We start from the raw sequence: 20,238 nt of genomic DNA, 5'->3' as shown, positions 1-20,238 counted from the left end.
AGAAGGCCGCATTATAGGCACCTCTTTGGGCCTTGTAAAGGGCCTTTCGCGATTTTTTAGAGATTGTTTTTCAAAGCTGCCAAAACACCCTCGCGACCGATCAAGGCAATCACCGCGTCAACCGAAGGCGTTTGCGCCTGACCGGTCAGGATGACACGCAAGGGCATTGCCAGTTTCGGCATCTTCAAGCCGTGTTTGGTCACGGTTTCCTTGATCAGTGCATTGATGGCCGGCGCTTCCCAGGCCACGTCGGCAATGCCGGCAGCGAAATCGGCCAAGGCCGGGCGCGCCTCGTCGCTCAGGTGCTGGGCCAGCAGGTCGGCGTGCGGCGTGACATGGACGTAGAAGACTTCGACGGCATCTGCTAGCACGTTCAGGGTATTGCAGCGGTCGACGTAGAGGGCGACGGCTTTTTCCAGATCCGGACCGTGACTGGTATCGACGCCACGCGCTGCCAGGCGCTGTTTCACCTTGGCGGCCAGTTCGGCCGGTGGGGTCTGTTTCATGTAGTGCTGGTTCAACCACAGCAGCTTTTCAGTATTGAACTGGGCGGCCGAGGCGGTGATGTGGTCGAGGTCGAACCACTCGACCAACTGCTGGCGCGAGAAGATTTCGTCGTCGCCATGCGACCAGCCGAGGCGGGCCAGGTAGTTGATGACCGCTTCGGGCAGGAAGCCATCCTCTTCGTATTGCATGACCGATACGGCTCCATGGCGCTTCGACAGCTTGGCGCCGTCGTCGCCGAGGATCATCGACAGGTGGGCGTAGGTCGGCACTTCGGCGCCGAGCGCCTTCAGGATGTTGATCTGGCGCGGCGTGTTGTTGACGTGGTCGTCACCGCGGATGACCTGGGTGATGCCCATGTCCCAGTCGTCGACGCAGACGCAGAAATTGTAGGTCGGCGTGCCATCGGCACGGGCGATGATCAGGTCGTCCAGTTCCTCGTTGGCGAATTCGATGCGGCCCTTGACGGCATCGTCCCAGGCGACCGTGCCGCCCTTCGGGTTCTTGAAGCGGACGACTGGCGGCACGCCGGCCGGCGGCGTCGGCAGGGGCTTGCCTTCTTCCGGGCGCCAACGGCCGTCGTAACGCGGCTTGATCTTCTGCGCTTCCTGCTCGGCGCGCAGGGCGTCCAGTTCTTCCTTGGTGGTGTAGCAGTAATAGGCGGTACCGGCCGCCAGCATTTGCTGGATCACTTCCTTGTAGCGATCCATGCGCTGCATCTGGTAGAAAGGCCCTTCGTCATGCGTCAGATCCAGCCAGGCCATGCCGTCGAGGATGGCCTGCACGGCTTCAGGCGTCGAGCGTGCGACATCGGTGTCCTCGATGCGCAGGATAAATTTGCCGCCGTGGCGACGGGCGTAGGCCCAGGAGAACAATGCGGTGCGGGCGCCACCGATATGGAGAAAACCGGTGGGGCTGGGGGCGAAACGGGTGCGAACGGGCTTCATGGAATCCGAAAGTGTTTTAAGCAAAGGGCGATATTCTAGCCGACCGGGGTTTGACCGGCGGATGTGATTATGGTTAAATGCGCGCCTCTTGTGAGGGCGGTTAGCTCAGCGGTAGAGCACTGCCTTCACACGGCAGGGGTCACTGGTTCGATCCCAGTACCGCCCACCAGCAAAATTAACTTGGCGCTGGCCCTCACAAGAAAACATAAACCCGCTCAGCGCAAGGCTCGGCGGGTTTTTTGTTTGGAGCACGCCGTTTCGTTGCTTCGTGAAGCATGCTGATTGCGCTCATTGCTGGAAAGCCGAGCGCAAGTGATGATGCTACGTCATCGACTCAAAACCCGAATTGCCTGGTCAAGTCCGCTCAGCGTCAGCGAGTACATTCGGTTTCCCATCAATTCGCGAATCATCCGGATCGAAGGCGTGTACTCCCAATGCGCTTCCTTTAGCGGGTTCAGCCAAACCGCACGCGACCACACGGAAAGCATGCGCGACATCCATGTGGCGCCGGATTCCTCGTTCCAGTGCTCGACGCTTCCGCCAGGCCTGGCAATTTCATAGGGGCTCATGCTGGCATCGCCGACAAAGACCAACTTGTAGTCTGGGCCATAGGTATGGATCACATCCCAGGTTGCGGTCTTTTCCGAGTAGCGACGCCGATTGTCCCGCCAGACGGATTCATAGGGACAATTGTGGAAATAGAAGTGCTCCAGATGCTTGAATTCTGCTCGGGCTGCCGAGAACAACTCCTCGCATTGCTCAATGTGATCGTCCATCGAGCCCCCGACATCGAGGAAAAGAAGAACCTTGACCGCGTTGTGCCGCTCCGGTCTCAAGTGCAGGTCGAGCATCCCGCCGTTGCGTGCCGTGCCAACGATCGTACCGTCCAAATCCAGTTCGGTTGCCGCACCCTGGCGCGCAAACCGGCGAAGTTTGCGCAGGGCGACCTTGATGTTGCGCACGTTGAGCTCGACGCTGTCGTCCAGGTTTCTGAAGTCGCGTTCCTCCCAGACCTTGATGGCCGTCCGGTTGCCTACCGAATCGCCGCCGATTCGTACGCCTTCCGGGTTGTAGCCGCCATGCCCGAAGGGCGACGTGCCGGCGGTGCCGATCCATTTGTTGCCGCCACTGTGGCGCTCTTTCTGTTCCTTCAGCCGGGCGCGCAGTTCCTCGAATACTTTCTCGTAACCCAGCTTCTGTAGTTTGAGGCGCTCTTCTTCCGAAAGATGGCGCTTGGCGGCCAATCTTAGCCAGTCCTCCGGGATGTCGAGATCCAGCCCGGGCAGGGATTCAATTCCCTTGAAATACTCGCCGAAGGCACGGTCGAATCGGTCGTACAGGGCTTCATCCTTGATCAGCAGGGTGCGAGCGAGTAGGTAGAAATCATCCAGGCTGCCACTGACCAGCCTGGCCTCCAGGGCTTCCAGAAGCGCCAATAGCTCCTTGGTCGAGACCGGCAATTGCCTCGATTTCAGGAAGAGGAAAAAATCGACCAGCACGCGCTTGTCCTAGCGGCGAACCAGACCGGCGAGTCGCTCGAAAAGATGCAAATCCTGCTCATTTTTGAGGAGCGCTCCATGCATGGGCGGAATGATCCGTTCTCCCTCATTGGCGCGCAGGACTTCCGGCGGAATGTCTTCGGCCAGAAGTAGCTTCAGCCAGTCGATCAGTTCGCTGGTGGAAGGTTTTTTCTTGAGGCCGGGCAGGTCACGTAGGCCAAAAAAGACTTCCAAGGCTTCTTCCAACAACTCCTGCTTGAGTACCGGGAAATGCACTGCCACGATGCGCTGCATCGTTTCTTTGTCCGGGAAGCGGATGTAATGGAAGAAACAGCGACGCAGGAAGGCGTCGGGCAATTCCTTCTCGTTGTTCGAGGTAATGATGATCAATGGACGATGCTTGGCGCGCAGGGTTTTCTGCAATTCGTAGCAATGGAATTCCATGCGGTCGAGTTCGCGTAGCAAGTCATTGGGGAACTCGATGTCGGCCTTGTCGATTTCGTCGATCAAAACCACCGATGGGCCCTCGTATTCAAAAGCCTGCCAGAGGACGCCAGGAACGATGTAGTTGCCGATGTCGCTGACCCGAGGATCGCCCAACTGGGAGTCGCGCAGGCGCGAAACTGCATCGTACTCATAGAGCCCTTGCTGGGCCTTCGTGGTCGATTTCACGTGCCACTGGAATAGCGGCCGGTTGAGGGCGCGGGCGACCTCTTCGGCCAGGAGGGTCTTGCCGGTGCCGGGTTCGCCCTTGATCAGCAGGGGGCGTTCAAGAACTAGAGCCGCATTGACCGCGAGCGTCAGTTCCCGTGTTGCAACGTAGGTATCGGTGCCTTCGAATTTCATGAAGCGTTCTCAAGACTGGGGATAGGGAGGATTGTCCGGCAAATGAGCGGCAGTCGTCCAATGGCCGGATTGTCTAAATGCCGAGCTGACCTTGTTCCGGCAGCAAGCTCAGCGCATCGGCCGGGAGCAAGGTCGAGGCACGAACTCCCAGCAGACGTATCCGCTTTTCCAGCGGAATCCGTTTCAGGCACTCGCCGGCCGCCCGCCGTATCGTCATGCCTTCGGCAGTCGGCAGCTCAAGCGTGAAATCCCGCGTCACCGCCTGGAAGTCGGCATAGCGTACTTTTACGCCTATCGTCTTGGCGACATAGTCCTTGCGCTTCAGGTCTTCGGCGACGCGAATGCAGATGCCGGTGAATATCTCGGAAAGCTCGGCACGGTCTTGCTTGGCGTGAAGATCACGCTGGAAGGTGCTTTCCCGGCTGATCGACTTGGGCTCGCGGCTTGTCTTTATCGGTCGCTCGTCGATACCGTGCGCGACCTCGTGCATCCAGTGCCCCATGCTGCGTCCGAAGTGACTTACCAGGAGTTCAAGTGGCGCAGCTGCCAACTGGCCGACCGTCTGAATGCCGAGTTTCTCCAGGCGTTCGTTGGCCTTCGGGCCAATCCCGTTGATCTTCTTGGCAGCCAGGGGCCAGATACGGGTCTCGACATCTTCCATGCCGAGTATCGTGATGCCGTCCGGCTTCTCCAGGTCGGAACAGATTTTCGACAGCAGTTTGTTCGGGGTGATGCCGATGGAGCAGGTCAGCCCCGTGGCGTCGAATACCGCCTGTTTGATCCGACGGGAGAGCGGCAGGCTCTCTTCCTGAATATCCGTGAGATCGATGTAGATTTCATCAATGCCGCGATCTTCGATCAGTGGCGCAATGTTCGCAACGGCCGCTTTGAATCGTAGGGAGTAGTCTCGGTAAGCCTCGAAATTGGCGGGCAGCAGAATGGCGTCGGGCGCCAACTGGGCTGACTTCATCAGTCCCATCCCAGAGAACACCCCGAAGGCACGGGCTTCATAAGTCGATGTCGTCACGACGCCTCGTCCGGCGTAGTCGCACAGCCGGGCAAAGCGCTTCGTGCCATCTGGCTGAATGACGGGCTGATGCACGTTACGCCCGCCCACGACCACCGGATGGCCGCGCAACTCCGGATAACTCAGGAGTTCTACCGAAGCGAAGAAGGCATCCATGTCGAGATGCGCAATGCGGCGTTTGCCACGGGAACTGGTTGCGACGTTGCTCATGCGAATACGGCCACCCGGACTGGGCGATGAAAGGTGTTATTGGCTGGCCGGGCTGCCAATGCCTGATTCTTCCTAATGGCCGGCGCAACGTGGAGTTCGCTCTGTTTCAGGCGACCACAGGTAAGGCGAAGGCGGGAGATGGGAATGATCATGGCTGTATAAATATACAGCTTTTGTGGGCTTTGGCGAAGAGTTTGATGGATTTGCCTAGATTTTGAGCGACGGAGTTCTTTGTGTGTTGGCTCAGCGACTTATAACACCCACCCAGTGGCCTTCCCCAGACTTATCCACAGATTCCGTGGATAAACGTTCTTGATGGACTGGTCGAGCAAGGCGCGCGATGGGCGCGGGGTCGGATGGTCTGTTAGTGCGAACCGGGCAAGCCCATCGTTTTTCGGTCAACTTGCTGCCGTGGCGTTTTCGCCACAAGTCAGCGAGGCCTTCGTTGAAAGCGCTGGACATCGTTCGGCAAAGGAGTATTCTGAAATCGAACCCCGAGCAGTAATGGGGTGGAAGAGGAAGGCAAAGCGAGAAGGAGGCACCATGAGTGTAAGTCCGCCGCAAATAGAAAAGCAGTTCAGGTAGTACCCAACGGCGTCAGCCGAACACCAAGGCCTAAGTGCCTCGGTCCAAGATTTGCGAAGCCCATGCATGAAAAGCATGGGCTTCATGCTTTTGGGCGTTTTATTTTGTCTCTTCGCCGACCAATTCGCCGAAATGCCATTCGGCGAGGAAGCGTTCGACGAACTCCTCCAGATAACGATGCCTTTCCTCGGCCAGGTTGCGACCGGTGCGGGTGTTCATGCGGTCCTTGAGCAGCAGCAACTTCTCGTGGAAGTGGTTCAGGCTGTGTCCCTTGGCGCTTTTGTATGCCTCGGCGGTGGCGTGCATGACAGGCGCCTCCTCGGGATCGTAGATCGGCCGGCCGGCGTGGCCGCCGTAGGCAAAGCAGCGGGCGATTCCGATGGCGCCGATGGCGTCCAGCCGGTCGGCATCCTGGACACATTGGCCGGCCAGCGTCTGCATCGGTGTGGCGACGCCGGCACCTTTGTAGGAAATCGTCCGGACGATGTCGACCACCTGGCGGATGGTTTCCGGATTGGCGCCTTCTTCGCCGAGCAGTTTTTCGGCTTCGCGCGGGCCGATGCTCTCGTCGCCACCGTGAAATTTCCAGTCGGCGATGTCATGCACCAAGGCGGCGAGTTCAGCGGTTTCAACATCAGCGCCCTCGGCGGCGGCAATCTGGCGGGAGAGTTGCCAGACGCGGCGGATGTGGTGCCAGTCGTGCCCGGTGCTTTCAGCGGCGAAACGCTGCCGGATATGCGCCGCAACGCGCTTGACCAGAGGCGAGGGCGCAGCAGGAATTGGGCGGGTCATTGCGGCCTAGCAGCGTAAGCCAGATCGAACAGGCGCTCCAGTTGGGGATGGGCGCCGCGCAGGTTGTCGACGACGGCCTTGGCCCAATCGAAATATTCCTGCTTGCGCTGCAGCGACCAACCTGCCGGCGGACTATGGGCGATGTCGCGCAGGTTGCAGATCTTGTCGGCCAGTTTGACCAGCTTGGCCGGGCGGCTGATCGTCGCAGCGTGCTCGATCTGCAGGCGCTTGCGGTCGGCCGCGGGCAGGTTCTTGTCGTCGGTGACTTCGAGGACGATGTCGGCGATTGTGCGGCCGAAGGCTTCGACCAGCTCTTGCTCGGTGGTTTCCGTATCCTCGACGGTGTCGTGCAGGATGGCCCCGATCAGCACTGCTTCGTCATCGATCCCGGCCTCGTTGGTCAGCACGTTGGCGAGGGCGATCGGGTGGTTGATGTAGGGCGAGGCGGCCTCGTCCTTGCGCCGCTGGTCCCGGTGCTTGTGGGCGGCGAAGGCGATGGCGGCGATGATCCGGTTGTTCATGAGGCGGGTCGGGATTCCGTACGGAAGAGTCAGACCGGATATGTTAGCTGGAAGTCGGGAGGTGCGCTGTAACGGTGCCGGAAATGTTCTTCATGCGGCTGAGAGAAGGCGACTGCTGCGGTGCACCGGCTTTTTTGGCAAAAAACGAGGGCGAAAAAAAACGGGGGCCGAAGCCCCCGTGGTCGTTTTGTCTGCCGGACTCAGCGTCCCAGGATCAGCGCCTTGCGTCGCCGAGCCTGTTCCTCGGGGTCGGTGAAGGGGAGTTGAGCCGCTTCGTCGAAGGCCTGGCGCCGATATTCGCTGAAGGCCCAGGCACAGATCGACAGAAAGCCGAGAAAGGCCGCTACCGTGTAGAAGGCGAGGAGATTGGCCAGTTCCATGCGCTTGGCGCTCAGTGATGGCCAGCCGGGGCCAGTACGGCGACCGGCTCGACCTTGCCGGCGGCGATGGTGCGGAACATGTTGTAGGCCATCAGGATCATGCCCGACAGGAACAACATGCCGCCGATCCAGCGCACGGCCCAGAACGGGTAGGAGCCCTTGACGCCCTCGACGAAGGCATAGGCGAGCGAACCGTCGGTATTGATGGCGCGCCACATCAGGCCCTGCATGACGCCGGCAATCCACATGGCGGCGATGTAAAGCACGGTGCCGATGGTGGCTAGCCAGAAGTGCACGGTGACCAGTTCCGGGCGATACATCTCGGTGCGGCCGAACAGGCGCGGCAACAGGAAGTAGATTGAGCCAATGGAAACCATGGCGACCCAGCCCAGTGCGCCGGAGTGCACGTGGCCGACCGTCCAGTCGGTGTAGTGCGACAGGGCATTGACCGACTTGATGGCCATCATCGGGCCTTCGAAAGTCGACATGCCGTAGAAGGACAGCGAGGTGACCAGGAACTTCAGGATCGGGTCGGAGCGCAGCTTATGCCAGGCGCCGGAGAGGGTCATGATGCCGTTGATCATGCCGCCCCACGACGGCGCCAGCAGGATCAGCGAGAAGACCATGCCGACCGATTGCGTCCAGTCCGGCAGGGCGGTGTAGTGCAGATGGTGCGGGCCAGCCCACATGTAGGTGAAGATCAGCGCCCAGAAGTGCACGATGGACAGGCGGTAGGAATACACCGGGCGCCCGGCCTGCTTGGGTACGAAGTAATACATCATGCCGAGGAAGCCGGCAGTCAGGAAGAAGCCGACGGCGTTATGGCCGTACCACCACTGGACCATGGCGTCCTGCGCGCCGGAATACATGGAGTAGGACTTGGTCAGGCTGACCGGCACTTCCATGCTGTTCACGATGTGCAGCAGCGCCACGGCAATGATGAAGGCGCCGTAGAACCAGTTGGCGACGTATATGTGCGTCACCGTACGCTTGGCAATGGTGCCGAAGAAGACGAAGGCGTAAGCGACCCAGACGACGGCGATCAGGATGTCGATCGGCCATTCCAGCTCGGCGTATTCCTTGCCGGAGGTCATGCCCAGCGGCAGCGTGATGGCCGCCAGCACGATGGCCAGTTGCCAGCCCCAGAAGGTCAGCGGGATCAGCGGACCGCCCCACAGCCGCGTGTGGCAGGTGCGCTGTACGACATAGTAGGAGGTGGCGAACAGGGCGCAGCCACCGAAGGCGAAGATCACCGCATTGGTGTGCAGCGGGCGCAGGCGGCCGAAGTGGAAGTACGGCCCGACGTTCAATTCCGGCCACACCAGCTGGGCCGCGATGATCACGCCGACCAGCATGCCGACGATTCCCCAGATCACGGTCATCACGGCAAACTGCCGGACGACCTTGTCGTTGTATGTTGTTTTCGTTGCAGACATGAAGCTTTCCCTGTTGATTGAATGACGGCATTGCGCCAACGGCAGGCCTAGGCGTGCAGGGCCGCTTGGGCAGTCGAGAAAGGCTTTGGTTCCCGCCGCGGCTCAATATTTTTGGCGAAAATGCCGATGGCACAAGGGAGTTGGCCGGTAGCTCATGGCTGTCTGGCAAGTTGTTGACCTCATCGATGCGAGCAGAGCCTGGTGCTTCTTACCAGGTTGGTCTGCATCTTGCGTGTTGCCGATGGCAGAAATCCCGATTTTTGCCGCGCAATGCAGGTTGCGCGTGTGACTGACCCATAGATGGCGAAATTCGCTTGGGCGCATTGCCTGGTCGGAAGGCTAAGGAATAAGGCGTCCAGCGGACGAAACGCCAAGGAGAACGGAAATGTCGAACGCAATGAACGAAGAAACCCTGTTCTGGATGCGTCTGGCAGCTTTTGCCAGCCTCTCCGAATACGTGTTGTCGACTGGCGCCTCTCTGGGCGATGCCGAAGAGCTGCTGTTCGGCTGGGCCTTGCCTGGCGACTTGCCCGTACGTTATGCCTGCCTGACCGGTGGAGCTGCCAATAAGAGAGTGCATTGCTGATGCTGAATGCACTGTTGGTGAAGTCGGTGCCCCAAAGCAGTGCTCGTTTTTCTCATATTTCCAGGAACAAACTTAGGACTGGCAAATTTCGGCAGATGGTGTAGATTTAGTGTGTCGGAAACTCAATTCCGGAGGACATAAATGGCCATCGAATCAGTGACATCCACTCTCAACGCATACAGTTCCACTTCCCTGCAAAGTGCGCAGGGCCAGCAGGCAGGGCAGACGCAGGAAGCGCAGCAGGCCCAGGCCGCCCAGCGTGAACAGCGTGCTGCAGAGCAGAAGAAGTCGGAAGAGCAGCAAGCTCGTCCGGTCGTTAATGCAATGGGGCAGCCGACCGGGACGTTGATCAACGTTACGGCCTGATTTCGGGTCCGAGGGGCTTTTATGGCCGCCGTTTCATCCGCTCAATCCGCCACCGGGGCTGCGTGGGGCCAGATGCAGTTGCAGCAGGCCCAGCGTAATGCCGAACAGGCTGAAGTGAAGGCTCGTGCCTTGGCTTCGCAGGCGCGTGCGGCCGAATCGGAGGCAGCCAGGGCGCAGGAAAATGCGCGCAATCTGCGGGTCGAGTCTACCCAGGCCAATTCACAGGCTGCCGAGGCGCAACGCGGCGTCGTCGAAATGAAAGGTTGGAGCCAGTTGAGTAGTCAGTTCAGCGGCTTGCAGAGTCAGATCAAGGAAGTGCTGCAGAACACTGCGCCTGCATCTACACCAGCGGCTGCTCCTGCGACCCCCGTCGTCAATGCTTATGGTCAGGCGACAGGAACCGTGGTTAACGTGACTGCCTAGGCCTAAGGCAGTCACAATATCGAGGGCGCCATTGGCGCCTTTTTTGTTGCCGGCGGGAACTCGCTGGTATCGTTGCACCTCCACGACACCAACGAAAACACAAGGAGTCTGAATTGCTGGCCAATCACTGGTGTGCCTCGGTCGATCTCACCATCCAGTTGCGTACCGGCTGCAACCCGTTGGAAAAGCACGGGCCGCAGGCCGTCGTTGTCCATGCCGATGCCTGGGCGCCGGTCGATGCTGTGGCCGATCCGCACGACATCAAACAGGTGGTCGATTACGAAGTGATCTTCCTCGCCATCCGCAAGCTGGAACAGAACGACCATTGCGAATGCCTGGAATCCAGCATTCTCGAAGTCATGGACGCCATCTTTTCCATTTCCATCGTCACCACGGCATTTGTCTCCATGCACAAGCCGCACGTCTATAACGGCCAGGGCACGCCGTCCATCGCCCTGCAGATGACGCGCGAGCAATGGCAAAAGCGCCGGGCATGATCGCCGCCATCGGCGCCGTGGCCAGCAACGGCATGCTCGGCCTCGACGGCTGGCTGCCCTGGGACATTCCGGAAGAACTGGCCTATTTCGAACGCACGGTCGCCGGTGCAGCGTTGGTCATCGGCCGGCTGACCTACGAATCGATGGATGTGGTGCCGGAGGACTCGTTCATTGTCACCCGCCAGGCCGACCTCGTCTTGCGTCCCGGCTGCACCCGCGTCGCTTCGGTCGAAGAGGGCATCAAGGCAGCCCAACGCACCGGCAAACCTGTCTTCGTTATCGGCGGTGCCTCCATCTACGCAGCTGCCTGGCCCTACTGCCAGCGCTTCTACCTGACCCGCATCGACCTACCATGCGCCGGCGACACCCTCTTTCCCGAAATCCCACTCGGCCAGTGGCGCGTCGTCAGCGATGTGACGGAAACCTATCAGGAAAGAAAATCCGGCTGTCAGGTCGCCTGCCGCTTTTTGCAGTACGAGCAGGAAAATCCGACGCGGCTGTAGACTGGGGGTTTCTGTTTCTTGTAACGAAAAATTGCATGCGATCGGATTGTCTCTGCTATGGCAGAGGTAAATCGTCGTACTGGAACTCAATGGTTAAACGCTAGTCTGACTATTCGCAAGTCATATGTGGCCCGGAATGAAAAAACGCTTGCATGGGTGCAACGTTTTTCCTATTATTCAAACGAACGTATGAATTAAGGAGGTGGGTATGGCTGAAGTCCGTAATGCGGATACGCGCGAGCGCATCCTCGATGCAGCCGAGCGCCTGTTCATGGCGCACGGCTACGAAGGGACCTCGATGCGCCAGATCACCGGCGAGGCCGGGGTCAACCTGGCGGCCGTCAATTATCACTTCGGTTCGAAGGAGTCGCTGATGCAGGAGGTGTTTCGCCGCCGCCTGGATTGGCTGAACGAGGAGCGCATGCGCGTGCTGGACGAATTGGAGGGGGCTGCTGCTGGTAAGCCGCTGAAACCTTCGCAGATCGTCGATGGCTTTTTCGGCACGCTGCTACGCATGGCCGACGATGAGCAGCGCGGCGGGGTGACATTCCTGCGCCTGCTGGGTCGGACGCTGACCGATCCTTCCGAATTCATCCGCACCTTCATGGCGCACGAATACGCCGCCGTGGTCGAGCGTTACAAGGAAGCACTGTTCAAGGCGCTGCCCGATGTCCCCAAGGCCGAGATCGTCTGGCGCTTTCACTTCATGCTGGGTGCGACTTCCTACGCCATCGCCGGGACCGACGCGTTGCGCCTGGTCACCGACTGGCAGATCGAGGCAGAGGATTCGACCGATCGCCTCGATCGGCTGTTGCCTCGCCTGATGTCTTTCCTGCTCGGTGGATTGCGTGCGCCTTTGCCGCAATTTGCTGCGGTGGACAACTAAAAAGCAGCAAAAACCAAAGCAACATAAAAGGAGACAAGCAATGTTTCAGAGTTCCATCCCTCTGCTGGGCATCGCCATTGTGGCGATTTTGGCCGGGTTGGTCATCGTGCGGCCTTTGCGTCGTGCGCTGATCACCCGGCCCATTTTTTCGGCCTATCGCAAGGTTCTGCCGCAGATGTCCGATACCGAGCGCGATGCGCTTGAAGCCGGTACGGTCTGGTGGGAGGGGGAGTTGTTCCGCGGCAAGCCGAACTGGCAGAAGCTGCACGCCTATCCTGTGCCGAAGCTGACGGCGGAGGAGCAGTCCTTCCTCGACAAGGAGTGCGAGGAGGCTTGCCGTCTGGTCGATGACTGGAAGGTGACGCACGAACTCTACGATCTGCCGCACGAAGCCTGGCGCTATATCAAAGACAAGGGCTTCCTCGGCATGATCATTCCGAAGAAGTACGGTGGCCTGGAGTTTTCCGCCTACGCCCACTCGCAGGTGGTGACCAAGCTGTCGACCCGCTCGTCGGCGCTGTCGGTGTCGGTCATGGTGCCGAACTCGCTCGGCCCGGCCGAACTGCTGCTGCACTACGGTACCGAGGAACAGAAGAACTACTATCTGCCGCGCCTGGCCAAGGGCATCGAGGTGCCGGCCTTCGCCCTGACCAGCCCGTGGGCCGGTTCCGATGCGGCGTCGATCCCGGACGTGGGCGTTGTCTGCAAGGGCATGTATCAGGGCAAGGAAGTCCTCGGCATGCGCGTCTCCTGGGACAAGCGCTACATCACGCTGGCCCCGGTGTGCACGGTCTTCGGCCTGGCTTTCCACCTGTATGACCCGGAAGGCCTGCTCGGCGACAAGAAGCATATCGGTATCACCTGCGCGCTGGTGCCTTATGATCATCCGGGCGTCGATACCGGTCGCCGCCACTTCCCGCTGAACGCCATGTTCATGAACGGCCCGACGCGCGGCCAGGAAGTCTTCATGCCGCTCGATTTCATCATCGGCGGGCCGAAGATGGCGGGGCAGGGCTGGCGCATGCTGATGGAGTGTCTGGCTGCTGGCCGTTCCATCTCGTTGCCTTCGTCGAACACCGGCATGGCGCAGATGACGGCGCGTGCCGTCGGCGGTTACGCCCGTGTTCGTTCGCAATTCAAGATGGCCGTTGGCAAGTTCGAAGGCGTCGAGGAAGCGCTGACCCGCATCGGCGCCTACACCTACATGATGGACGCCGTGCGCAAGATGACGTCTGGCGCTGTCGATCTGGGCGAGAAGCCGTCGGTCGTTTCCGCCATCGCCAAGTACCACGTCACCGAGCGCGCTCGCCAGGTGGTCAATGACGGCATGGATGTCATCGGCGGCAAGGGCATCTGTCTTGGCCCATCGAACTTCCTCGGCCGTGCCTATCAGCAGATCCCGGTGGCGATCACTGTCGAAGGCGCCAACATTTTGACCCGCTCGCTGATCATCTTCGGTCAGGGCGCCATCCGTTGCCATCCCTACCTGTTGCCGGAAATGCAGGCGGCGCAGAACCCGAACGCCAAGCAAGGCCTGGTCGATTTCGACAAGGCGCTGTTCGGCCACATCGGCTTCACCATCAAGAACTGCCTGCGCGCCCTGTGGCTGGGCATGACCGGATCGCACTTCGTCGGCGTCAACACCGACGTGGCGCCGGAAATGAAGCGCTATTACCAGCAACTGACCCGTTTCTCGGCCGCTTTTGCCTTCCTGTCAGATGTTTCGCTGTTGGTGCTGGGCGGTAGCGTCAAGCGCCGCGAGAAGCTGTCGGCTCGCCTGGGCGATATCCTGGCCCAGATGTACCTGATTTCCTGCACGCTGAAGCGCTACGAAGCGGAAGGCCGCAAGAAGGAAGACGCCGCGCTCGCTCACTGGGCGATCTGGGATGCCATGTACAAGACACAACAGGCCTTCGACGGCGTGATCGCCAACTTCCCGGTGCGCTTCATCGCCGGCGTGGTCAATCGCATCATCTTCCCGTGGGGCCATCCGTATGTCGTGCCGTCGGACGACGTTGGTCATCAGGTGGCCAAGCTGTTGATCGCTCCGTCAGCGACGCGTGACCGCCTGACTGCCGAGTGCTTCGTGCCGCTTGAGGAAAACGAGCCGGTCGGGGCCATCGAACTGGCGCTCAAGGCCACCCTGGAAGCCGAAGGCATCGAGGCCAAGATTCGTGCCGCCGAGAAGGATGGGCGTTTCGACAACAACCCGCAGGCCAACGTGCGCGACATCGCGATTGCCGCTTTCGAAGCCGGCGTCATCAACGCGGCCGAGTACGAAATCATGCGCCGACGCAATCACCTGCGCGACATCGTGGTTCGCGTCGATGATTTCCCGTTCGACTACAACGTGGCGACGGCCAACAAGCCGGCCGAGTGCCGCAAGGCCGCCTGATTATCTACACGCGCAGCATCCCCTAGGCCGCCGGTCGCTCATCCCTGTTTCTGCCTGTGCGGGAACGAGGAAGCGAGTGTCGGCGGCGTGGATGCTGCGGTGCACAGGGTAAAAACGATGAAAACCATTTACGTTGTCGACGGCGCGCGGACGCCGTTCCTGAAAGCGCAGAAGGGGCCGGGGCCGTTTGCGGCTTCCGACCTCGCCACCCAGGCCGGGCGCGCGCTGCTGCTACGCCAGCCGTTCGCGCCGAGCGATCTGGATGAAGTGATCCTCGGCTGCGCGGCCCCGTCGCCGGACGAGACCAATATCGGCCGTATGGTCGCGCTGCGTCTTGGTTGCGGCAAGAAGGTGCCGGGCTGGACCGTGATGCGCAACTGCGCTTCCGGCATGCAGGCCATCGATTCGGCCATCGCCAACATCCAGAGCGGGCGTTCCGAGCTGGTGCTGGCAGGCGGTGTCGATGCGCTGTCGCGCGCACCGCTGCTATATTCGGATGCGATGGTGCGCTGGTTCGCCGGCATGATGAGTCTGCGCACGGCCGGCCAGAAGATACAGCACTTCATGAAGCTGCGTCCCGCCATGCTGCTGACGCCGGTGATCGGCCTGATGAAGGGCCTGACCGACCCGGTGGTTGGCCTGCTGATGGGTCAGACGGCCGAGAATCTGGCCTGGAAATTCGGCATCGACCGCAAGCAGATGGATGAATTTGCCGTGCGCAGCCACCAGCGCGCGCTGGCCAGCCGGCAGGCGGGGCATCTCTGCGAGATCGTCCCGCTGGTCGATGGCAATGGCAAGGTCTACGCCGAGGACGACGGCGTGCGCGCTGATGCCAGCATGGCCGGCATGGCCAAGCTGAAACCTTTCTTCGACAAGAAATACGGCAACATCACGGCGGCCAATAGCTCGCAGATCACCGACGGCGCAGCCTGGGTGCTGCTCGCTTCGGAAGAGGCGGTGGCCAAGTGGGGCCTGAAGCCGATCGGCAAGATCGTCGACAGCCAGTGGTCCGGCCTGGAGCCGGAGCAGATGGGCTTGGGCCCGGTGCATGCCTCGACGCCCATCCTTCAACGCCACGGCCTGAGCCTCGCCGACATCGATTACTGGGAACTGAACGAAGCATTCGCCGCGCAGGTGCTGGGTTGCCAGAAAGCCTGGGAAGACGAGACCTACTGCCGCGAGCAGCTCGGCCTGATGGGGGCCTTCGGCAGCATCGACGAGAATCGTCTGAACGTCGATGGCGGTGCGGTTTCCATCGGTCACCCGGTCGGCGCTTCGGGTGCGCGCATCGTACTGCACCTGCTGCATGTACTGCGCCGCAACAAGGCCAAGCGCGGCATGGCTACCATCTGTATCGGCGGCGGCCTGGGCGGCGCCATGCTGGTCGAGGCGGTGAACTGACATGCGCATCGGTATCGTCGTCGATTCGGCGTGCGATCTGCCGCGCGATTTCCTCGATCAGCATGGGGTCCTGATCATGCCGATCACGCTGCGCCTCGGCCGAACCCTGGTCGAGGATCGCCGCCACCCCGAGGAAACCCAGGCCTTTTACGCCAAGCATCTGGATGCCAAGAGCGAGGATTACGCCGAATCCTTCCCCTATTCGGTCGAGCAGATCGAGCGCCTCTTCCTGGACCGTCTCGTCCTGGATTATGACTATGTGTTCTGCCTGACCATCACCAGCACGCGCAGTCCGATCTTCGATCACGCGATGCAGGCATCGCGCGCCATTTTGACCAAGTACAAGGCAATCCGGCGTGAAGCCGGCGTACCCGAGCGTTTCGGCATGGCCGTGCTCTCCACGCGCAACCTGTTCACCGGGCAGGCCGTGCCGGTGGCCGAAGCCGTGCGTCTGATCCGCCTGGGCGGCACGCCGAGTGAAATCGGCGCCCGCCTGAAGCACCTGATCGACCACACCCACACCTACCTGGTGCCGGCCGACCTCTTCCACATCTACAAGCGGGCCTCGAAGAAGGGCGATACCAGCCTGAGCTGGAGCTCCTACACGCTCGGTTCGTGGCTGGATGTGAAGCCCATCCTGCACTGCCACCGCGATGTGACGACTACGGTCGACAAGGTGCGCGGGTTCGAAGCCGGGGTCGAGCAATTGTTCGACAAGGCCGTGCATCGCGTGCAGGACGGCCTCGATGCGCCGAGCATCTGCATCAGCTACGGTGGACTGCCGGAAAAGGTCGAAAAACTGCCGGGCTACGCCAAGCTGGTCAAGACCGCCGAGGACAACGGCGTACAAATCCTGGTGTCGCCGATGAGCAAGACGGCGGCCGTCAATGTCGGGCCCGGCGCCCTGTCGCTGGCCTTCGCGTCCAGCCGCCACCGCGCTCACTGAGGACAATAACGATGAATCTGAATCTGACACACTGGCGCGTCGAGCTCGAAGCCGACGGAATCGCCATCGCCACGCTGGACAAGGCGGGCGAATCCGCCAACTCGCTGTCCGCTGCCGTCATGGCCGAACTGTCGCAAATCCTCGATGCTTTCGATCAGCAAGCCCCCAAAGGCCTGATCTTCCGTTCGGGTAAGGACGCCGGTTTCATTGCCGGTGCCGATATCGAGGAATTCACCCAGCTCGATACGCCGGAAAAGAGCGTGGCCCTCGTGTCGCGCGGCTGGAAACTGTTCAACCGCCTGGCCGAGGTCAAATACCCGACGCTGGCCTTGGTGCGCGGCCACTGCCTGGGTGGTGGCCTGGAACTGGCGCTGGCTTGCCGCTATCTGCTGGCAGTCGACGAGCCGGGCACCAAGATGGCGCTGCCGGAAGTGATGCTCGGCATCTTCCCAGGCTGGGGCGGCATGCTGCGCTTGCCCGAGCGCGTTGGCCCAGCGGCAGCCATGGATATGATGCTGACCGGCAAATCGATCGATGCCAAGCGCGCCAAGAAAATGGGCCTGGCCGATGACTGCGTGCCGCCGCGCGTCATGGAGCCGGCCGCCCGCCAATTGCTGCTGTCCGGCCAGCCGCGTCGCCCGCTGCCGCTGATGCAACGGCTGATGAACGGCCCGCTGAAAAGCGTCGTGGCCAATGGCGCGCGCAAGCAAGTGGCGAAGAAGGCACGGCCGGAGCATTATCCGGCGCCGTACGCCATCATCGATATCTGGGCCAAGCACAATGGCAATGCCCTGGCCGCGCCGGAAGTGGTCAATCGCATCATTTCCTCGCCGACCGCGCGCAATCTGGTGCGCGTCTTCTTCCTGCAGGAGCGTCTGAAGAGTTTCGGCAAGGCGTCCGACTTCAAGGCCAAGCGCGTGCATGTCATCGGCGCCGGTGTGATGGGTGGCGACATTGCCGCCTGGTGCGCCCTGCGCGGCATGACGGTGACGTTGCAGGACCAGAGCCTGGAGCGCATGGGGCCGGCCCTGCAACGTGCCCACAAGCTGTTCACCAAGAAGCTGCGCGATCCGCTCAAGGCGCGCGCTGCCTTCGATCGCCTGATTCCCGATGTGAACGGTGATGGTGTACCGCATGCCGACGTCGTCATCGAAGCCATTTTCGAGAATGTCGAAGCCAAGCACGCGCTGTTCAAGTCGCTCGAGCCGCGCATGAAGCCGGAAGCCGTGCTGGCCACCAACACCTCCAGCCTGAAGCTGGAAGACCTGCGCACCGTGCTGCAACGTCCGGAACGTCTGGTTGGCATCCACTTCTTCAACCCGGTGTCGATGATGCCGCTGGTCGAAGTGGTCGAAGCCGAGGGCGCCGATCCGGTGGCTGTGCAATCCGCCTGCGCCTTCGTGCGCCAGATCGACAAGTTGCCGCTGCCGGTGAAGAGCGCGCCGGGCTTCCTGGTCAATGCCGTGCTCGCTCCCTACATGCTGGAAGCGATGCGTGCGGTGGACGAGGGCATTTCGCCGGAAACTGTGGATGAAGCCATGCTCGCGTTCGGCATGCCGATGGGGCCGATCGAACTGGTCGATACCGTCGGTCTTGATATTGCCATGGCTGCCGGGCAGCAACTGGCTGGCGGCGCTCAGGCGCCGAAATGCCTGCTCAAACGGGTGGAGCAAAACCAGCTCGGCAAGAAGAGCGGACAGGGCTTCTATGCCTGGAATGCTGGCAAACCGACCAAGGGGCAAGCCGGCAATGCGCCGGCCGGACTGGCGACTCGCCTGGCTACACCCTTGATCGAGCGAGCTGAGCGACTGGTTGCCGAGGGCATCGTTGCCGATGCTGAGCTGGCCGATGCCGGGGTGATTTTCGGCACCGGTTTCGCACCGTTTACCGGTGGTCCATTGAATTATCGTAAATCGGTTTAACAATGTTGTATTAATCCAACAGTTGATTAAACGATTGTTCGATTAAACGGAATTTCAAACGCGTGTTTGAGATTTAATCGTGGTGGCAGTAGTAACGGGAATAAATCCCCAACATAAACAAAACAGGAGACAAATCGATGCAAAAGAGAATCACCATGCGCTTGATTCCGGCGCTGATCGCAGTGACTTTTTCTGGCGGGGCTTTCGCTGCAGCCTTCCAGTTGACGGGGCAAAGCGCTAGTGGTGTTGGTATGGCAAACGCCGGCGCTTCTGCTGTTGCCGAGGATACGAGTACGCTCTACTACAACCCGGCCGGGATGACTTATCTCCCAGAGGGGCACAGCTTCAGTTTTGCTGCAACGGTCTTAGATCGCAGCACGAAGTTCACAGACGAGGGAACGAATAAATATGCCAACGTCTACCCGGTCGGTGGCGATGGCGGCAATGGTGGTGGCACGCATGTGGTGCCGGCCTTGTATTACTCATATGCTTTGAACCCGGATTGGCGTCTTGGTCTGGCGATTAACCCGACGTTCGCAGATCAAACCGAGTACGACAAGAATTTTGCCGGCCGCTATTCCGGTCTGAAAACCAGTATCCAAATCATCAATTTCAACCCGTCGGTTGCCTATAAGGTGAATGATGCGTTGTCGCTGGCTTTTGGCATCAATTTCGCCAAGGCCGATGTCGAGTTCAAGCAGGCAGTGCCGAATGGACTTAACCCCGATGGTATGGGCCAACTGAAGGGGGACGATACCGCTTGGGGCTATAACCTGGGTTTGATGTACCAAATCACGAAAGACACGCGTGTTGGCCTGAGTTATCGCTCCAAAATGAAGTTTGAACTTGAGGGGCGCCAGAAGGTCCCCACCTTGGGGGTTGATCGCGAGATTTCAGCAGATCTGGAAACGCCGGATACGGCCTCGCTCGGCCTTCATCACCAACTGACTCCTAGTTGGGCCGTGTTGGCTGACTATACCTGGACGGGTTGGAGCAGCCTGCAAAAACTGGAACCGGTTACCTCCTCGGGGGCTCGCGCCGTCGCACCGTTGCGCTACAACTTCAAAGATACCTATCGCGTGGGTTTGGGTACCACCTACAAGGTGAGCGATCAATGGATGTTGCGCATGGGTACCGCCTTCGACAAAGGGGCTGTTCCCAATGAGGCATCGCGTACGATGACCGTGCCGGATCAGGATCGTATCTGGTTGGCGCTTGGCGCCAAATGGAATATCACACCGAAGGCTTCGGTCGACTTCGGTTATGCCCATATTTTCGTGAAGGATGCGAAAACGGCACGTAACGTCTATAGCGATACAAATGAAACGCAACTCCGGCAGACTGTTCGCGGCACGTTCAAAACGTCCGTCGATTACTTCTCGTTGCAACTGAACTACTCCTTCTAACAAGGAGAAACTCCTTGCGTGAACTTTATCCCCGGGGCAGTCCGGGGATTTTTTTATGCATCTGTAGCCCGACGACATATCGCTTTCGATTTTTTGCCCGTTTGGCGTGCGATCTGCGCTAGAGAACGTACGCCAGGGTATGGAACGAAATATTCGATAG

General features: G+C 60.2%; 19 protein-coding genes and 1 tRNA gene. 12 read left to right on the top strand and 8 right to left on the bottom strand.

Annotation, left to right across the window (positions count from 1 at the left end; translation table 11 throughout):
• Nucleotides 1-56: 56 nt before the first annotated feature.
• A complete protein-coding gene (gene gltX, locus WIF35_RS05390) occupies nt 57-1,451 on the bottom strand; it encodes a glutamate--tRNA ligase (RefSeq protein ID WP_412480543.1) in 1,395 nt (464 codons plus the stop codon).
• Between the two features lie 94 nt (nt 1,452-1,545).
• On the opposite strand from gltX, the gene WIF35_RS05385 reads away from it, so the two are divergent.
• Nucleotides 1,546-1,620: transfer RNA gene (locus tag WIF35_RS05385), tRNA-Val, on the top strand.
• Between the two features lie 157 nt (nt 1,621-1,777).
• On the opposite strand, the gene WIF35_RS05380 is transcribed toward WIF35_RS05385, so the two are convergent.
• The 7 genes from WIF35_RS05380 to ccoN all read right to left on the bottom strand — a co-directional run bounded on the left by WIF35_RS05380 (nt 1,778) and on the right by ccoN (nt 8,747).
• Nucleotides 1,778-2,950 (bottom strand): vWA domain-containing protein, encoded by a 1,173-nt coding sequence (locus WIF35_RS05380; protein ID WP_412480542.1) that lies wholly within the window; start codon nt 2,948-2,950, stop codon nt 1,778-1,780.
• 9 nt (nt 2,951-2,959) lie between these two features.
• A complete protein-coding gene (locus tag WIF35_RS05375) occupies nt 2,960-3,796 on the bottom strand; it encodes an AAA family ATPase (protein ID WP_412480541.1) in 837 nt (278 codons plus the stop codon).
• A 73-nt stretch (nt 3,797-3,869) separates the two neighbouring features.
• Nucleotides 3,870-5,033: a DNA polymerase IV gene (gene dinB, locus WIF35_RS05370; protein WP_412480540.1), complete on the bottom strand. Its 1,164-nt coding sequence runs from the start codon at nt 5,031-5,033 to the stop codon at nt 3,870-3,872.
• Nucleotides 5,034-5,717: 684 nt separating this feature from the next.
• The gene (locus tag WIF35_RS05365) at nt 5,718-6,410 is read right to left on the bottom strand and encodes an HD domain-containing protein (protein WP_412480539.1); all 693 of its coding nucleotides are present in this window, start codon (nt 6,408-6,410) and stop codon (nt 5,718-5,720) included.
• Nucleotides 6,407-6,931, bottom strand: coding sequence for an HD domain-containing protein (locus tag WIF35_RS05360; RefSeq protein WP_412480538.1), 525 nt, complete (start codon nt 6,929-6,931; stop codon nt 6,407-6,409). The genes WIF35_RS05365 and WIF35_RS05360 overlap by 4 nt, the downstream gene beginning before the upstream one ends.
• A gap of 200 nt (nt 6,932-7,131) precedes the next feature.
• On the bottom strand, nt 7,132-7,311 hold the full coding sequence (locus tag WIF35_RS05355; RefSeq protein WP_412480537.1) for a cbb3-type cytochrome oxidase subunit 3: 180 nt from the start codon (nt 7,309-7,311) through the stop codon (nt 7,132-7,134).
• A gap of 11 nt (nt 7,312-7,322) precedes the next feature.
• Nucleotides 7,323-8,747 carry a cytochrome-c oxidase, cbb3-type subunit I gene (ccoN, locus tag WIF35_RS05350; protein WP_412480536.1) on the bottom strand — a complete coding sequence of 475 codons (1,425 nt, stop codon included), beginning with the start codon at nt 8,745-8,747 and terminating at the stop codon, nt 7,323-7,325.
• Between the two features lie 385 nt (nt 8,748-9,132).
• Between ccoN and WIF35_RS05345 the strand changes: the two genes are divergently transcribed.
• The 11 genes from WIF35_RS05345 (at nt 9,133) to WIF35_RS05295 (ending at nt 20,078) form a co-directional block, all read left to right on the top strand.
• Nucleotides 9,133-9,333: a hypothetical protein gene (locus WIF35_RS05345; RefSeq protein ID WP_412480535.1), complete on the top strand. Its 201-nt coding sequence runs from the start codon at nt 9,133-9,135 to the stop codon at nt 9,331-9,333.
• Nucleotides 9,334-9,474: 141 nt separating this feature from the next.
• Nucleotides 9,475-9,699 (top strand): hypothetical protein, encoded by a 225-nt coding sequence (locus WIF35_RS05340; protein WP_412480534.1) that lies wholly within the window; start codon nt 9,475-9,477, stop codon nt 9,697-9,699.
• Between the two features lie 21 nt (nt 9,700-9,720).
• On the top strand, nt 9,721-10,122 hold the full coding sequence (locus tag WIF35_RS05335; protein WP_412480533.1) for a hypothetical protein: 402 nt from the start codon (nt 9,721-9,723) through the stop codon (nt 10,120-10,122).
• 113 nt (nt 10,123-10,235) lie between these two features.
• Nucleotides 10,236-10,619: a dihydroneopterin aldolase gene (locus WIF35_RS05330; RefSeq protein ID WP_412480532.1), complete on the top strand. Its 384-nt coding sequence runs from the start codon at nt 10,236-10,238 to the stop codon at nt 10,617-10,619.
• On the top strand, nt 10,598-11,122 hold the full coding sequence (locus WIF35_RS05325) for a dihydrofolate reductase (RefSeq protein WP_412480531.1): 525 nt from the start codon (nt 10,598-10,600) through the stop codon (nt 11,120-11,122). Before WIF35_RS05330 ends, WIF35_RS05325 begins: the two co-directional genes overlap by 22 nt.
• A gap of 208 nt (nt 11,123-11,330) precedes the next feature.
• Nucleotides 11,331-12,008 (top strand): TetR/AcrR family transcriptional regulator, encoded by a 678-nt coding sequence (locus WIF35_RS05320; protein ID WP_412480530.1) that lies wholly within the window; start codon nt 11,331-11,333, stop codon nt 12,006-12,008.
• A gap of 40 nt (nt 12,009-12,048) precedes the next feature.
• Nucleotides 12,049-14,403 carry an acyl-CoA dehydrogenase gene (locus tag WIF35_RS05315; protein ID WP_412480529.1) on the top strand — a complete coding sequence of 785 codons (2,355 nt, stop codon included), beginning with the start codon at nt 12,049-12,051 and terminating at the stop codon, nt 14,401-14,403.
• Between the two features lie 117 nt (nt 14,404-14,520).
• Nucleotides 14,521-15,804: an acetyl-CoA C-acetyltransferase gene (locus WIF35_RS05310; RefSeq protein ID WP_412480528.1), complete on the top strand. Its 1,284-nt coding sequence runs from the start codon at nt 14,521-14,523 to the stop codon at nt 15,802-15,804.
• Between the two features lies 1 nt (nt 15,805).
• On the top strand, nt 15,806-16,750 hold the full coding sequence (locus WIF35_RS05305) for a DegV family protein (RefSeq protein ID WP_412480527.1): 945 nt from the start codon (nt 15,806-15,808) through the stop codon (nt 16,748-16,750).
• 11 nt (nt 16,751-16,761) lie between these two features.
• Complete coding sequence (locus tag WIF35_RS05300) at nt 16,762-18,672, top strand: 3-hydroxyacyl-CoA dehydrogenase NAD-binding domain-containing protein (protein WP_412480526.1); 1,911 nt, start codon at nt 16,762-16,764, stop codon at nt 18,670-18,672.
• A gap of 137 nt (nt 18,673-18,809) precedes the next feature.
• Nucleotides 18,810-20,078, top strand: coding sequence for an OmpP1/FadL family transporter (locus WIF35_RS05295; RefSeq protein WP_412480525.1), 1,269 nt, complete (start codon nt 18,810-18,812; stop codon nt 20,076-20,078).
• Nucleotides 20,079-20,238: the final 160 nt, after the last annotated feature.

This window comes from Azonexus sp. IMCC34839, assembly GCF_047047955.1.
Classification (GTDB): domain Bacteria; phylum Pseudomonadota; class Gammaproteobacteria; order Burkholderiales; family Rhodocyclaceae; genus Azonexus.
The sequence above is the reverse complement of the archived record's forward strand: the minus strand, read 5'-3'. Positions and strand labels throughout refer to the sequence as shown.